Source organism: Streptomyces sp. NPDC052109, from assembly GCF_040680195.1.
Classification (GTDB): Bacteria; Actinomycetota; Actinomycetes; order Streptomycetales; family Streptomycetaceae; genus Streptomyces.
This window is the reverse complement of the sequence record NZ_JBFAWF010000030.1, coordinates 29,157-43,848: the sequence shown is the minus strand read 5'-3', so window position 1 is coordinate 43,848 and position 14,692 is coordinate 29,157. Positions and strand designations below refer to the sequence as shown.

16 protein-coding genes are annotated in these 14,692 nt (G+C 74.3%); 7 read left to right on the top strand and 9 right to left on the bottom strand.

Going from position 1 to position 14,692, the window contains the following annotated elements; translation table 11 throughout:
• Positions 1-110 precede the first annotated feature (110 nt).
• From AB0L59_RS37645 to AB0L59_RS37630, 4 genes are all read right to left on the bottom strand, one after another.
• Positions 111-329 carry a hypothetical protein gene (locus AB0L59_RS37645; RefSeq protein WP_365591409.1) on the bottom strand — a complete coding sequence of 73 codons (219 nt, stop codon included), beginning with the start codon at positions 327-329 and terminating at the stop codon, positions 111-113.
• A gap of 26 nt (positions 330-355) precedes the next feature.
• Positions 356-1,777: an amidase gene (locus tag AB0L59_RS37640; RefSeq protein ID WP_365591407.1), complete on the bottom strand. Its 1,422-nt coding sequence runs from the start codon at positions 1,775-1,777 to the stop codon at positions 356-358.
• 346 nt (positions 1,778-2,123) lie between these two features.
• Positions 2,124-2,459, bottom strand: a complete 336-nt coding sequence (locus tag AB0L59_RS37635) for a hypothetical protein (RefSeq protein WP_365591406.1) — start codon at positions 2,457-2,459, stop codon at positions 2,124-2,126.
• 131 nt (positions 2,460-2,590) lie between these two features.
• Entirely contained in the window at positions 2,591-3,805 is a 1,215-nt protein-coding gene (locus tag AB0L59_RS37630) for an MFS transporter (RefSeq protein ID WP_365591404.1), read from the bottom strand.
• A gap of 56 nt (positions 3,806-3,861) precedes the next feature.
• Here AB0L59_RS37630 and AB0L59_RS37625 point away from each other — a divergent pair, with 56 nt between their 5' ends.
• Entirely contained in the window at positions 3,862-4,839 is a 978-nt protein-coding gene (locus AB0L59_RS37625) for a helix-turn-helix domain-containing protein (protein ID WP_365591402.1), read from the top strand.
• A 101-nt stretch (positions 4,840-4,940) separates the two neighbouring features.
• Here AB0L59_RS37625 and AB0L59_RS37620 read toward each other — a convergent pair whose 3' ends face one another.
• Positions 4,941-5,504: an NAD(P)H-dependent oxidoreductase gene (locus tag AB0L59_RS37620; RefSeq protein ID WP_365591401.1), complete on the bottom strand. Its 564-nt coding sequence runs from the start codon at positions 5,502-5,504 to the stop codon at positions 4,941-4,943.
• Between the two features lie 99 nt (positions 5,505-5,603).
• Here AB0L59_RS37620 and AB0L59_RS37615 point away from each other — a divergent pair, with 99 nt between their 5' ends.
• Entirely contained in the window at positions 5,604-6,284 is a 681-nt protein-coding gene (locus tag AB0L59_RS37615) for a TetR family transcriptional regulator (protein ID WP_365591399.1), read from the top strand.
• A gap of 7 nt (positions 6,285-6,291) precedes the next feature.
• Here the strand turns inward: AB0L59_RS37615 and AB0L59_RS37610 are convergent, their stop codons facing one another.
• Together AB0L59_RS37610 and AB0L59_RS37605 are read right to left on the bottom strand one after the other, a co-directional pair.
• Positions 6,292-7,446: an NAD(P)/FAD-dependent oxidoreductase gene (locus AB0L59_RS37610; protein WP_365591397.1), complete on the bottom strand. Its 1,155-nt coding sequence runs from the start codon at positions 7,444-7,446 to the stop codon at positions 6,292-6,294.
• Positions 7,447-7,465: 19 nt separating this feature from the next.
• Positions 7,466-8,128 carry a TetR/AcrR family transcriptional regulator gene (locus AB0L59_RS37605; protein WP_365591395.1) on the bottom strand — a complete coding sequence of 221 codons (663 nt, stop codon included), beginning with the start codon at positions 8,126-8,128 and terminating at the stop codon, positions 7,466-7,468.
• A 137-nt stretch (positions 8,129-8,265) separates the two neighbouring features.
• Here AB0L59_RS37605 and AB0L59_RS37600 point away from each other — a divergent pair, with 137 nt between their 5' ends.
• Together AB0L59_RS37600 and AB0L59_RS37595 are read left to right on the top strand one after the other, a co-directional pair.
• A complete protein-coding gene (locus tag AB0L59_RS37600) occupies positions 8,266-9,279 on the top strand; it encodes a LacI family DNA-binding transcriptional regulator (RefSeq protein ID WP_365591394.1) in 1,014 nt (337 codons plus the stop codon).
• 308 nt (positions 9,280-9,587) lie between these two features.
• Entirely contained in the window at positions 9,588-11,024 is a 1,437-nt protein-coding gene (locus AB0L59_RS37595; protein WP_365591392.1) for an aldehyde dehydrogenase family protein, read from the top strand.
• A gap of 2 nt (positions 11,025-11,026) precedes the next feature.
• Here the strand turns inward: AB0L59_RS37595 and trxA are convergent, their stop codons facing one another.
• Positions 11,027-11,401 carry a thioredoxin gene (gene trxA, locus AB0L59_RS37590; RefSeq protein WP_365591390.1) on the bottom strand — a complete coding sequence of 125 codons (375 nt, stop codon included), beginning with the start codon at positions 11,399-11,401 and terminating at the stop codon, positions 11,027-11,029.
• Positions 11,402-11,541: 140 nt separating this feature from the next.
• Here trxA and AB0L59_RS37585 point away from each other — a divergent pair, with 140 nt between their 5' ends.
• The gene (locus AB0L59_RS37585) at positions 11,542-12,972 is read left to right on the top strand and encodes an NAD(P)/FAD-dependent oxidoreductase (protein ID WP_365591389.1); all 1,431 of its coding nucleotides are present in this window, start codon (positions 11,542-11,544) and stop codon (positions 12,970-12,972) included.
• Positions 12,973-13,065: 93 nt separating this feature from the next.
• Here AB0L59_RS37585 and AB0L59_RS37580 read toward each other — a convergent pair whose 3' ends face one another.
• Entirely contained in the window at positions 13,066-13,725 is a 660-nt protein-coding gene (locus AB0L59_RS37580; protein ID WP_365591387.1) for a peptide deformylase, read from the bottom strand.
• A gap of 337 nt (positions 13,726-14,062) precedes the next feature.
• On the opposite strand from AB0L59_RS37580, the gene AB0L59_RS37575 reads away from it, so the two are divergent.
• Entirely contained in the window at positions 14,063-14,227 is a 165-nt protein-coding gene (locus AB0L59_RS37575) for a hypothetical protein (RefSeq protein ID WP_365591385.1), read from the top strand.
• A gap of 38 nt (positions 14,228-14,265) precedes the next feature.
• Positions 14,266-14,688 carry a BlaI/MecI/CopY family transcriptional regulator gene (locus tag AB0L59_RS37570; RefSeq protein ID WP_365591384.1) on the top strand — a complete coding sequence of 141 codons (423 nt, stop codon included), beginning with the start codon at positions 14,266-14,268 and terminating at the stop codon, positions 14,686-14,688.
• Positions 14,689-14,692: the final 4 nt, after the last annotated feature.

The window sequence follows — 14,692 nt, the reverse complement described above, 5'->3', positions numbered from 1 at the left end:
CCGGCACCGAACGAAGGGGAGTGTGCGCCTGCCCGGACCCGCGGAGAAGAGAGCGGCGAATCCTTGTTGCCATTTTGACGCACTCCGCCCTCAGCCGGGGCGCAGCGCGCTCAACTGCCGTAAGCGGCCTCGACGTACACGGTTCGCGGGGGCAGATGCTCGACCACCATGACGACCGTCCCGCGCTCGATCCGGCTCGTGCCGTCGGCCGGATGGGCGAGGAAGTGCTCCGCGCCCCCGCGCACCCGCACGATCACCTCGCCGACCAGCCCGGGTCCGACCGTTCCCGTCACCCGCCCCACGAGCCCGACCATCGACGCGTCGTCCATGGCTCCAGGGTACGGCGAACCGGCCGTCAGGCGGCGCGCGGCGCCGACGCCGGCTCGGGCGGCCACCGCTCGTGCCAGCGCAGCTCCGCCTCCAACTGGGCGGCCACGGACACCAGCAGGGGCTCGCTGCCCGCGGGCCCGAGCAGCTGCGCACCCACCGGCAGACCGTCGCCGACGAACCCGGCGGGCACGTTCACCCCGGGCCAGCCCAGCACGTTCCACGGCCAGGCGTACGGGCAGGCGGCGATCATCGCGCGGTCCGTGGCCAGTCCGCGCAGCCCGTACAGGGCGCCGATCCGGGGTGGGGGAGCGGCCGTCGTGGGCGCGAGGATCACGTCGTAACGCTCGAAGAACCGGCCGATCCGCCGGTGCAGCACCGCCTCCGCGCGCCGGGCCGCTTTGAGCGGGGCCCCGCCGAGCAGCCGCCCGAGCCGGGCCGCGTCGCGGGTGCGCGGATCCAGCAGCGCGGGGTCGGGGGCCTCGCTGACCCACTCGGCGATCCCGGCGGTGGCGCGTGGCACGAACGTCAGCCCGATCTGCCCGTACGGCGGGTCGGCCTCCTCGATGTCATGTCCCAACGAGGCGAGCTGTCCGGCGAGTTCCACGACCCGGGCGCGGACCTCCGGGTGCAGGCGGGCCGGCACGGCGGTGAACGGCGGCTTCAGGGACAGGGCGATCCGCAGCCGGCCCGGGTCCCGGCCGACCGCGTCCGCCACCGTCAGCGCGGGCGGCCGGTGCGGGTCCTGGCCGTGGTTGCCGCTCGCCGCGTCCAGCAGCAGGGCGGCGTCGGCGACCGTCCGGGCGAGGGTGCCGTTGACCGTGATGCCCTGGAAGGACTCGCCGCGCGGCCAGGTCGAGATACGCCCGCGCTGTGGCTTGATGCCGATCAGCCGGGTCCACGCGGCCGGGATGCGCACCGAGCCGGCGCCGTCGGAGCCGAGCGCGGCGGGGACGATCCCGGCGGCGACGGCGGCGGCCGAGCCCCCGGACGAACCGCCGGGCGTGTGCCCGGTGTGCCACGGGTTGCGGGTGTCCCCGAACGCCGGTCCCTCGGTGAACGGCCACTGCCCCAGCTCGCAGGTGTTCGTCTTGCCGACGATCACGGCACCGGCCGCGCGCAGCCGCCGAACCGCCTCCCCGTCCTCGGCGGCCGGCGGGAACGCGCCCGCACAGCCGAACGCGGTCGGCTCTCCGGCGACGTCCATGTCGTCCTTCACCGCCACCGGCACGCCGAGCAGCGGGCGCCGCGCGCCGGCGGCCAACTCCCGGTCTGCGGCGTCCGCTTCGGCGAGCGCGGCCTCGGCCCGCACGATCCGGAAGGCGTTCAGCGTGCCCTGGGTGGCCTCGATCCGGGCCAGGGCCCGCTCCACCAGCGCACGGGAGGTCACTTCGCCGTCGGCGAGCGCGCGCCGGGTCTCCACGAGTCCGGCGGAACGGTCGGGCGTCATGGGCGAGGACCTCCGGGAGACTCCGGGAACGATGTCTACCGAACGGTAACGTCAGAAGCGGGTGACCGTACACGTGTTTCGCCCGGATGCCATCCCTCGGCCCGGAGCCGGGGTGGGAGTGAAGCCGCGTGCAGGCGGCGCCGGGCCGTCTCGTCGGCTGCCCGTGCGGGAGTCACGCCTTCGCGTTCCGCGGTGTCGATCAGGTCGGTGACGGTCTGTTCGATGGCGAGGACCCGCGCACGGGCCTCCTCGGGTCCGACGCGGTGGAGTTCGGTGCTTATGGCGTTGATGACGCCGCCCGCACCGGCCACGAAGTCGGGCACCCGGACGATGCCGTGACGGTACATCAGCTCGCCACGTCCGGGGTGGCGAGCTGGTCGTTCGCCGGCCCGGCCACCGCCCCGCAGCGCAGGCGCGGCACGAGCTCCCCGGTGAGCAGCGAGCCGAGCGCCGCCGGGACGACGACGTCGACGTCCTCGGTGAGGATCTCCTCCGGGCCGCGCCAGGCAGCGCCGAGCGCCTGCCGGGGTCGATGTCGGTGGCCGTGAGCTCGGCGCCCTCGGCCGCCAGCAGCCGGGCGAGGTGCTCTCCGACCCGGCCCAGCCCGATCATTGGTCCTGCCCCAGTGGTACGTCTCACCCGTCAGTTCGTCGTGCACGGACAGGGCGGCGCTCCAGTCCACGCCTTCCTCGTCGACCGCCTCAGCAAGCGTGCGGAGATCACCGGATTCCGTACCTCGATGATCTTCCAGCAGGTCGGCAACAGCACGCCCACGTCGCTCCCCTCCTGATCCGCTCGCCGGGAGATGGCGGTTCACGAGGGCGACGTCCGGGGCACCCGCCGACGGCCGGCCCGTGCGGCCAGGTGCCGTATCAGGCCCAGCCCCGTCAGCAGCGCGGTCAGACCGCACACCCCGGACCAGCCGCACCACCCGTAGGCCCGGGCGCCGAGCCAGGAGCCGAGACCGCCACCCAGGTAGGCGCAGGTCATGTACGCGGTGTTGAGGCGGCTGCGGACGTCCGCGGCGAGGGCGTAGACGCGCACCTGGTTGGCGACCATGCCGGACTGCATGCCGACGTCCAGCATGAGCGTGCCCGCCACCAGGGACAGCAGGCCCGCGGTGCCGCCGAGGCCGCCCAGGGAGAGGACCGCCGCGGCCGCGACGACCAGGAGGAAGCAGACCAGGTTCACCGCGTCGGCGCCCCGCCGGTCCACCAGCCGGCCCGCGACCGGCGTGACGAACATGGTCACCGCGTTGACGAGCGCGAGCAGCCCGACGGCGTCCGCGCCGAGACCGTACGCCGGGCCCGTCAGCAGCAGTGCCATCCCGGTCCACACGGCGGAGAAACCGGCGAACACGGTCGCCTGGTAGAAGGAGGAGCGGCGCAGGGCCGGTTCGGTGAACAGGAGGCGGACGGGCTCGGACAGCAGGCGCGGGTAGCGTCGGCGGGACGGCGGTGCCGTGGTCGGCAGGGTGCGGGCCAGTACCAGCGCGAGCACGAGGCTGAGCAGGGCCGCCAGCACGTACGGGGCCCGCCAGCCCAGCCGGTCCCCGAGGGCGCCGCCGACCGTGCGGGAGAGCAGCATGCCCGCGAGGGCCCCGCTCAGCAGCGTGCCGCCGACCGCGCCCCGCCGCTCCGGCGGGACCAGTCCGGCCGCCAGCGGTCCGGCCAGGGGAGCGATCACCGTGGCCGCGCCGACCAGCACGCTCGCCGCGAGCAGCGGGGGCAGCGTGGGTGCGGCGGCGGCGCCGCACAGGCCGGCGCCGGTCACGGTGAGCAGGGTGACCAGCAGCGGGCGGGACGGCAGCCGGTCGCCGAGCGGGACGAGCAGGAAGACGCCCGCCGCATAGCCGAACTGGGTCGCGGTCACCGCCGCGGCGGCCGTTCCGGGGGAGACGCCGAGCCCCGCCGCCGCGAGCGGGGCGACGGCCTGCGGGAAGTAGACGTTGCCGACCGCGACCCCGCAGGCCAGCGCCAGCAGCGGAACGAGCCGCGGGGTACGCTGCCCGGTGTGGTGATGTGCCATGTGCCGAAGTCCACGCCATGCGCGGGCGGTTGGCGAAGGATGTAGACGGGGGCTAAATGATCAGCTTCCGGCTCGGGGTCGACGACCTCGCCGACACCCGGTTCGCGATCTCCCCGCTGGGCGAACTGATGAAGAGCCTGCGCGTGTTGCGCGCCCCTGGTCTGCACCCCCTGCACCGCGGCTGGCGCCGCACCGTGCTCACCGGCCTCGCCCCCGCCGACCTCCCCCTGCTGTCCGCCCTGGTCGGCCCGACGCTCGCCCTGCCCGACTTCCTGACGCCCCGGCCCACCGCCTACGCCCCGTCGCTGGACGAGCAGCTGACCCTCGTACGGGCCACGCCCCCGGAGGCCGTACGACGTGATCTGCGTGCCGCGCACGCCCCGCACCCGCTCCCCGGCCCGCTGCGGGCGGCCGACGCGCCCGGTGACGAGCCCGTCCTCGAACTCCTCGACGCCCTCTGCCGGTTGCTGCACCGCTACTGGCGGACGGCCCTGCTGCCGCACTGGCCCAGGATCCGGCTCGTTCTGGAGGCCGACATCACACACCGTGCGGGGCAGCTGGCGACCGGCGGCGCACGGTCGCTCTTCTCCGGGCTGCATCCGAACCTCGGCTGGCGGGACGGCGTCCTGACCATCGACAGGATGATCGGCCGGCACGCGGTCGACGGCGCCGGGCGGGGGCTGCGGCTCGTCCCTTCGGTGTTCGCGCACAAGCCGGCGCCCCCGATCAGCGCCGAGGAACCGCCCATGCTCGCCTATCCGGGCCGCGGCACGGCCACCCTCTGGGAACCCGAACCAGCTTCCGACGCCTCCGCCCTCACCGCCCTGATCGGCGCACCGCGGACCACCCTGCTGCGGCTGCTCGCGGAACCACTGCCGACGGTGGAACTCGCCCGCAGGCTGGGCGTGACCCCGAGCGCCGTGTCCCAGCACCTTCGGGTGCTCGACGCGACGGGCCTGGTGATCCGCGCCCGGGACGGCCGCCGCGTCCTGTACCGGCGCAGCGCGCTGGGCGAACGGCTGGTGGCGGGATGACGCGGGCGGCGCGCCGCCAGAGAGGATCCGGCCGGTGCGCGGACAGCGGGAAAGGGGCCGGACGGATCCGGCCCCTCACGTGGCGCGTACTGCTCGGGCGGTCAGGCGGCCGCGACCTCCGCCACGTTGCCGTGCAGACGGGCGACGACCTCGGTCAGCTGGGCGGCGACCTCGGTGTCGTCGGCCGGGTGGGTCTCGGCGAAGCGGGTCACCGAGCCGGGGATGGACAGCTTGATGTCCTCGATCACCTTGCCGCCGGCGATGCCCACGGCCTTGCGGGCCTCGTCCTGCGCCCACACGCCGCCGTACTGGCCGAAGGCGGTGCCGACCACGGCGACGGGCTTGCCGCCGAAGGCGCCGGCGCCGTACGGGCGGGACAGCCAGTCGATGGCGTTCTTCAGGACGGCCGGGATGGTGCCGTTGTACTCGGGGGAGAAGAGCAGGAAGGCTTCGGCGGCCTGGGCAGCCTCGCGCAGCTTCGCGGCGGCGGCCGGGACGCTGCCCTCGACGTCGATGTCCTCGTTGTAGAAGGGGATCTCGGCCAGGCCCTCGAACAGCACGACCTCCGCGCCCTCGGGAGCGAGCTTGACGGCCGCTTCGGCGAGCTGACGGTTGTGCGAACCGGCACGGAGGCTGCCGACGAGCGCGAGAATGCGAACAGACATGGAAACTCCAAAGGGCTGAAACTTCGCCGTTACGATCCGGACCAAGGTCCGCTTAATGGTCTATCACCTTAACCGGACCGCGGTCCAGTTTTGTTCCCGATGCTTTACGCTGTCTTCATGTCCAGCGCCCTCCCGCCCTTCCCGCCGCCTCAAGAGCCCTTCGACGTGCCGCAGGTGCTGGAGGTCGGGGCGGCTCCCGAGGAGCCGTGCCTGCGTGCCGACGCGGCACGCAACCGGGCCCGTCTGCTGGAGGCGGCCGCCCGGCTGATCGCGGAGCACGGGGTGGCCGGGGTCACCATGGAGGCGGTGGCGGCGGCGGCCAAGGTCGGCAAGGGTACGGTCTTCCGCCGCTTCGGTGACCGTACGGGGCTGCTGATGGCCCTGCTCGACCACTCCGACCGCACGCTGCAGGCCGACTTCCTGGGCGGCCCCCCGCCGCTGGGCCCGGGCGCGCCGCCCCTGGAGCGCCTGCGGGCGTTCGGCGTGGCGGCGCTGTACCGCTACGCCGAGCAGCTCGATCTCCGGCTCGCCGCCCAGACGGAACCCACCCGCAGACTCGCCCATCCGGCGGTGGCCGCACTGCGCACGCACATCGTGATGCTGCTGCGGCAGATCGTGCCCGACGCCGACTGCGACCTGCTGTCCCAGGCCCTGCTCGCCTCGCTCGACCCGGCCGTGATCCACCACCAGACCCGGCAGTGCGGGATGCCCATGGAACGGCTGGAGGCCGGCTGGATCGACCTGGTCGCCCGGATCACCGGCACCCAGCCGCCCCGCTGAACGCCGGTCAGCCGGCCTGGGTCCCGTGGCCCGCGAACATGTCGAGCAGTCCCTGCGGGGCGTCGGCGCGGAACAGCAGCTCACCGCCCCGCGCCGACTCCGCCGCTGCCACCTCCGCGCGCCGGAACATCCGCTCCTCGTAGGCGGCCAGCGCGGCCTCGGTCTCCCCGGGGCGCGCGACCAGCGCGAGGCCCAGTTCGGCGCCGTCGATCAGCGCCAGATTGGCCCCCTCGCCCGCGAACGGCGACATCAGGTGGGCCGCGTCCCCGAGCAGCGTGACGCCGGGCACCCGGTCCCAGCGGTGACCGACGGGCAATGCGTGGATCCGCCGGGGTACCAGCGCCCCGTCCGCGTCGGCGACGAGGGCCCGCAGGCCCTCGTCCCAGCCGTCGAACTCCTTCAGCACGGCCGCCTTCGCCGCCTCGGTGTCGCCGAAGTCGATGCCGTCCAGCCAGTCCTCCGGCGCTTCGACGGCCGCGTACACGTGCAGACTGCCGTCGGTCTCGCGGTGCCCGAGGAAACCCCGGCCCGCGCCGAGTGCGAAGAGCATGCCGCCGCCGACGACCGCCGCGCTCGCCGGGTGGCGCAGATCCGCCTCCTCCAGGTCGGCCTCCACGAACGACACGCCCGTGTACGAGGGCCGGGCGGGGGAGAGCAGCGAACGGATCCGGGACCAGGCCCCGTCCGCGCCGACCAGCAGGCCCGTGGTGAACGCGGTGCCGTCGGCCAGGGTGACCTCGTGCACGCCGCCGCCCAGCGGACGGGCCGCGGTGACCTTGGCGCCCCAGCGGACCGTGCCCTCGGGCAGCGAGCCGAGCAGCAGCTCGCGCAGGTGCCCGCGGTCCGTCTCGGGCCGGCCGCCGGAGCCGTCGTCGTCCTGGGCGAGCCGGACGGCGCCGTGCCGGTCCAGCACCCGCATCGCCTGGCCGCCGGTGTGGACGCGTTTGAGGAACTCCTCGTGCAGACCGGCGACCCGCAGCGCCTCCTGGCCGGACTCGTCGTGGATGTCGAGCATGCCGCCCTGCGTCCGGGCGGCCGGCGAGGGGTCCAGGTCGAAGACGACGGCTTCCACGCCGTGCACGTGCAGCACGCGGGCGAGCGTGAGCCCGCCGAGGCCCGCGCCGACGACGGTGATCTCGTGGTGGGGACGGTGGGTGGTCATGGGGGGCCTCCTGGCGGGGTCAGTCGGGTACGGCGGTGCGCTCGATGCCGTTGATCAGGGTCTGGAAGGCCCACGACAGGCGGGCCTCGGGGGCGCCGCGGAGCAGCGCCTCGGCGCCGGCGGCGATGTGCGGATGGGTGTCGGACGGCGCCTCGCGCAGGGCGCGGACGAGTGCCTGCCAGTCGCCCGGTGAGTCGTCCCCCGCGTGTTCGGCGGCGGTCGCGGTGGCGTGCTGCAGCAGCAGGTCGACGCCCCATGCCGCCTGTGTGCGCGGCACGCCGCCCGACCCGAGCAGGTCCAGCAGGGTCTCGACGAGGCGCAGATAGTTCGGGCCGCTCGGCCGCGCGGTCAGCGCCGAGCGGGCGAGACTCGGATGCTCCAGGAGCATTCCGGTGTAGGAGGTGAGCACCTTCTCCAGCCGCTCCCGCCAGTCGCCCGCGGCGGGGGGCGGGGCGACCGTGCCGAGCAGCTCGTCCAGGACGGCCGCGTGCAGCTCGTCGGTGTTGCGGACGTACACGTACAGCGAGGCCGGACCGGTGTCGAGTTCCTGGGCCAGTCGGCGCATGGTCACCTTGCGCAGCCCTTCCGCGCGCAGGAGCGCGACCGCGGCGCTGACGATGCCCTCCCGGGTCAGGGCGGGCTTGGCGGGACGCTCACGACGGGAGCGGGGAGAAGCGGTCATGCCCTCACGCTAACGAACATGTTCGTTAGGAACAAGTACGTGACGAACATGTTCGGCGCCTGCGGGCTGTGCCCGCTTTTCGTCGAACGATGAACCACGTCGCCCCGCCTCTGCCCGGCCTCCGCCCCTCTGCCAATATGCGGTCTGTCATGGTGCAGATACCGAACACCCCCACCAGTGCCGATGTGGCCCGCCTGGCGGGCGTCTCGCGCGCGACGGTGTCCTACGTCCTCAACAACACCAGCGCCGTACGGATCAGCGAGCCGACGCGCCGACGCGTGCACGAGGCCGCGCGGGAACTGGGGTACGTCCCCCACGCCGCCGCCCGCAGCCTGCGCGCCGGGCACAGCCGCATGGTCCTCATGCCGGCTCCGGCGATCCCCGCGGGTCCGCTGTACAGCGGGTTCCTCAACGAGCTGCAGTGGGCGCTGGGCCGGCTCGACTACACCGTCGTGCAGTACGGCACCGTCGGCCTTCAGGGTGACGAAGCCGCCCGCGCCTGGGCGGAGTTGCGGCCGGTGGCCGTCCTGGTACCGGGCACGGGGCTCGGTCCGCAGGGCGTCGGTCTCCTCAGGCGTTCCGGTGCGCGGGCCGTGCTCACCCTCGGCCCCGACCGCGTGGACGGCGCGCACGCCCTGCTGATGGACCACGACGCCGTCGGCCTGTGCGCGGGCGCACATCTGTACGCCCGGGGCCGGCGCCGGATCGGTGTCGTGGTGCCCGACGAGCCCGGCCTCGAGGTCTACTCGCGACCCCGCCTCGCCGGTGTGCGTCAGGCGCTGCACGGCACGGACGCCGCCGTCACGGAGCTGGCGCTCGCGTACACGGAGGAGTCCGCGGCCCGACTCGCGGCCCAGTGGCCCGAGTTGGGGCTCGACGCGGTGTTCGCCTACAACGACGAGTACGCGATGCTGCTGATGCGGAGCCTGCAGGACGAGGGGGTGCGCATCCCCGAGGACGTGGCCGTGATCGGCGCCGACGACCTGATGCTCGGCCGGCTGCTGCGGCCCCGCCTCAGCACGGTGCACATCGAACTGCCCTCGGGCCGCGACCTCGCCGAACTGGTCGACCGGGCGGTCCGCGATCCCGGCCGCGAACCGGAGGTGCACAGGGTCCTGGGCGCCTCGGTGATCCAGCGCGAGTCCAGCTGAACCGGTCCGGGCGCAAGTGCCTCCCGCTGATCCGCCCTTGCGGGTCCTCAGGCCCGGTTCCCGGCGGGAGCGAGCCGAGGTGAACGTCCCGCAGTCCGGCCGCCCACGTCCCACTCGCCGCCGGCCCGGTCCGCGCCGGCACCCCGGCTTTCCGGCCACCGCGCTCGCGATGTAGTTTCGCGCTCAACGAATTGGTGCGGGAGACTGGACCTGTGCCCGACGCGGGGTGCGCCCGAGCGTGTACCCCGGGCGTGTCGGCGACCCCGCTCACCCCAGCCGTACCGCCCGGCGATCGATCGGAGAGCCGTATGCCGCTGCTCGACCCGAAGACCTGGCAGGACCGCGGCCTGACCGGCCCTGTCCACACCGTCACCGAACCCGCCACCGGCGACGCCCTGGGCAGCGTCACCCTCGCCGCCCCCGAGGACGTCGGTGCCGCCGCGCGCACCGCCCGCGCCGCCCAGCCCGCCTGGGCCCGCGCACCGCACTTCCAACGGGCCCACGTGCTGCGCAGGGCGGGGGACCTGTTCACCGAGCACGCCGACGAACTGCGCGACTGGCTGGTGCGGGAGTCCGGATCCGTCCCGGGGAAGGCGGACTTCGAACTCCACGTGGCCGCCCAGGAGTGCTACGAGGCCGCCGCCCTCGCCTCCCGCCCCACCGGCCAGGTGCTGCCCAGCGAGGCGCCCCGGCTGTCGTACACCCGACGGGTCCCGGTCGGCGTGGTGGGGGTGATCTCCCCGTTCAACGCTCCGCTGATCCTGTCCATCCGCTCCGTCGCGCCGGCCCTGGCGCTCGGCAACGCGGTGGTCCTGAAGCCGGATCCGCGAACCGCCGTCTGCGGCGGGCTCGCGCTCGCCGCCGTCTTCGCGGCGGCCGGACTGCCCGAGAACCTGCTGCACGTGCTGCCCGGCGGCGCGGACGCGGGCCGGGCGCTGGTCGAGGACCCGGTGGTCCCCGTCATCTCCTTCACCGGTTCCACCGCGGCGGGCCGCGCCGTGGGCGAGGCGGCCGGCCGCCACCTGAAGCGGGCCCACCTCGAACTCGGCGGGAACTCGGCCCTGATCGTGCTGGAGGACGCCGACCTCGACGCCGTGATCTCCACGGCGGCCTGGGGCTCCTTCTTCCACCAAGGCCAGATCTGCATGACGACCGGCCGCCATCTCGTCCACGCCTCGCTCTACGACGCATACGTCGAACGGCTCGCCGCGAAGGCCGACTCGCTCGCCGTCGGCGACCCGCACCGCGAGCAGGTCCACCTCGGCCCGGTCATCGACGCGGGACAGCTCGCCAAGATCGACGGCTTGGTCCGCACGAGTGCCGCCCGCGGCGCCAAAGTCGCCGCGGGCGGCACCCACGAACAGCTCTTCTACCGGCCGACCGTGCTCGCCGACGCCGGCGACCACACCCCGGCCTACGCCGAGGAGGTCTTCGGCCCGGTCGCGCCCGTCCGCTCCTTCACCACCGCCGACGAGGCGGCCGCGCTCGCCGCGGACAGCCCGTACGGGCTCTCCCTGGGCATCGTCACCCGGAACACCGCCCGGGCCCTCGACCTCGCCGAGCGGATCCCGACCGGCATCGTCCACGTCAACGACCAGACGGTGAACGACGAGGCGGTGGCCCCGTTCGGCGGCGTGGCCGGGTCCGGCACCGGCGCCCGATTCGGTGGTGAGGCCAATCTGGACGCGTTCACCGAGCTGCGCTGGACGACCGTACGCGGCGACGTGGCGCCGTACCCGTTCTAGGACTACTGGGCCTGGCCCTCCTGGGCCGCGATGCTCTTGCGGACCTCGTCCATGTCGAGCTTCCGGGCCTGACCGATGAGGTCGGTCAGTGCGGCCTCGGGCAGGGCACCCGGCTGGGCGAAGACGGCGACCTTGTCACGGACGATCATCAGCGTCGGGATCGACTGGATGCCGAAGGCCGCGGCCAGCTCCGGCTGGGCCTCGGTGTCCACCTTGCCGAAAACGAGGTCCGGGTTGTCCACGGCGGCCTTCTCGTACACCGGGGCGAACTGGCGGCACGGCCCGCACCAGGCAGCCCAGAAATCGATGAGAACGAAGTCGTTCTCGGTGACCGTCTCGTCGAAATTGTCCTTGGTCAGCTCCACGGTGGTGCTCATGGCGTGGGTCCCTCTTCCTGGTGTGGGGTGTGCCGACGGCGGAAACACGACCGCCGGGCCGCCTATTCCACACGTGCACGTCTGTGTCCCGCGCACGTACCCATGTGGCCGTCGCGCACACCACCCACCAGACTGACCCCATGACGGAAACGGAATCCATCGCGTACGACGTCGTGGTGCTCGGGGCCGGACCCGTGGGGGAGAACGTCGCCGACCGCACGCGCGCGGGCGGCCTCACCACCGCGATCGTGGAGAGCGAACTGGTCGGCGGAGAGTGCTCGTACTGGGCGTGCATGCCCAGCAAGGCCCTGCTCCGGCCGGTCATCGCCCAGGCGGACGCCCGCCGCCTGCCCGGCCTCGCCGAGGCGGTCCACGGCCCGCTCGGCACCCCCGCCGTGCTCGCCCGCCGGGACGAGTACACCTCCCACTGGAAGGACGACGGCCAGGTCGGATGGCTCGACGGCATCGGCGCCGACCTCTACCGGGGCCACGGGCGGTTCGCCGGCCCCCGCACGGTCACCGTGACCGCCCCCGACGGCACGGTCACGACCCTCACCGCCCGGCACGCCGTCGCCGTCGCCACCGGAACCCGCGCCCAGCTGCCGGACCTGCCGGGCCTCGCCGAGGTGAAGCCGTGGACCAGCCGCGAGGCCACCAGCGCCAGGTCCGCGCCGGCCCGGCTGATCGTCGTCGGCGGGGGAGTGGTGGCCACCGAGATGGCCACCGCCTGGCAGGCCCTCGGCTCCCGGGTCAGCCTCCTGGTCCGCGGCAAGGGCCTGCTGAACCGGATGGAGCCGTTCGCCGGGGAACTGGTCGCCGACGCGCTCACCGAGGCGGGCGTCGACGTCCGCACCGGCACCTCCGTGGAGTCCGTCATCCGCGAGAACGGCACCGTCGTCGCCGTCACCTCCGCCGGGGAGCGGATCGAGGCCGACGAGATCCTCTTCGCCACCGGCCGCGTCCCGCACACCGACGACATCGGCCTCGACACCGTCGGCCTCGAACCCGGTTCCTGGCTGGACGTCGACGACACCCTGCGCGTCACGGGCACCGACTGGCTGTACGCCGTCGGCGACGTCAACCACCGCGCCCTCCTCACCCACCAGGGCAAGTACCAGGCCCGCATGGCCGGCGCCGCGATCGCGGCGCGCGCGTCCGGCGACCCCGTCCTGGACGAGTCCTGGGGCGCCCACGTGGCCACCGCCGACCACCACGCCGTACCCCAGGTCGTCTTCACCGATCCCGAGGCCGCCGCGGTCGGCCTCTCCCTCGCCGAGGCGGAACGGGCCGGCCACCGCGTCCGCGCCGTCGACGTCGAGTTCTCCTCCGTGGCGGGAGCGGGCCTGTACGGCGACGGCTACAAGGGCCGCGCCCGCATGGTGGTCGACCTCGAGGACGAGATCCTGCGCGGCGTCACCTTCGTCGGCCCCGGCGTCGGCGAGCTCATCCACTCGGCCACCGTCGCCGTCGCCGGCCGTGTCCCGGTCAGCCGCCTGTGGCACGCGGTCCCCTCGTACCCGACGCTGAGCGAGGTGTGGCTGCGGCTGCTGGAGGCGTACCGCGACGCGTGACACCCCGTCATCCGACGCCGAGGCGGTCCCGCCAGGAGTGGGACGGCCTCGGCCGCGGGGCATGCGGCCAGGAGCGGCAAGGCCCGGATCTTTTCAGGGAGTTCGGGACTCGGGCAGTGTGAAGCCGAGTGCCTCGGCCGCCGCCTCGGGGGTGGGCCGGTTCCACAGTGCGGCCACCGCCTCGTTCGTCGACAGGGAACGCAGCTCGGCCCGGTCCAGGTAGAGCGTGCCGTCCAGGTGGTCCGTCTCGTGCTGGACGATCCGCGCGGGCCATCCGCCGAACACCTCGTCCACCGTGTGGCCGTGCTCGTCCTCGGCCCGCAGCCGCACCTCGGCGTGCCGGGCGACCACCGCCTGCCACCCCGGCACGCTCAGACAGCCCTCGAAGAACGCGGCACGGGCGGTGCCGACGGGCTCGTACGCCGGGTTGACCAGGACGCGGAACGGCTGGGGGACACGGCCCCGGGCCACCGCCACCTCCTCGGGCACCGGCGCCGGATCCTCGATGACCGCGATCCGCAGCGCCACGCCGACCTGCGGGGCGGCGAGGCCCACGCCGGGCGCGGCGTGCATGGTGACGCGCAGGGCCTCGACGAAGCGGGCGAGCAGGGCGGGGCCGAGCTGACCGTCGTACGGCTCGGTGCCGCGCCGCAGGACCGGCTGTCCGGCGGCGACGATGGGCAAGGGGCCGCCGGCGGCGAGGAGTTCCTCGACCCGCTCGGCGAGCGGCGCGTGATCACGGGGAGGTGCCATCGCGTCAGCATGCCATGTCACCCCGGCACTCCCTGTGGCACAGCTCACCACCCCCCCGGCCGTCCTGTCCGAGGCGCCCCGCCCCGCCCCGCCGCGCGCGGCCGCCGCGCCCGCTGGTCCCGCGGCCGCACTTCTACGCCCGGTGTCCTCGTCGCCCTTCCTGCTGCTCGCCGCTCTCCCGGGCCGCTGTACGCGGGTTCGTTCCGGGCCGAGAAACTCGTCCACGCCCGTGAACCGACCGTTCCCGTCGGCCGGACCGAGCTGTCCGCGCAGGTCGTCGCCGCCCGCACGGCCCATCCCGAGGACACCGTCGCTGCCGTGCGTCCGTCGCCCGCCGGTGCCACGACCCGCCGGCTCACCCGGGCCGAGGGTCCCGGCGCTCGCCGCCGTCGCCGTGCTCGGGTACTCCGTGCCGCCGCTCGGCGCCCCGCCGGCCGCGTTCCTCGGCGTCGGCGTCGTCCCCGGCGAGATCGCGCACCGTGGTCCTGACGAGGTGAAGTAGCGTGGTCCGACACGCCGAGGCCGGAGGGAGAGCGGGACATGGCGCGGGAAGGCGGCCGGGCCCGGCGGCGCGGCCAGGGCGAGCTGGAGGAACAGGTCCTCGGCGCGCTGCGCGAGGCGGACGGACCGGTCACCGCGGCCTGGGTGCGGCAGCGCCTGGGTGGCGACCTCGCCCCCACCACCGTCGTCACCATCCTGACCCGGCTGCTCGCCAAGGACGTCGTCGCCCGGGAACGCCGGGGCCGGTCCTTCCTGTGGACGCCGACCGCCGACGTCGCCCGGCTCGCCGCCCTGCGCATGCGCCGCCTGCTCGACGGCGAACGGGACCGCGAGGCGGTCCTGGCCAGCTTCGTCACCGCCCTGCCGCCGGACGACGAGCGGGTGCTGCGCGCCCTGCTCGACGCGGCGGACACCGGTCCGCCGGACTCAACGGACACGACCGGCGGCCGTACGGGACACTGACCGC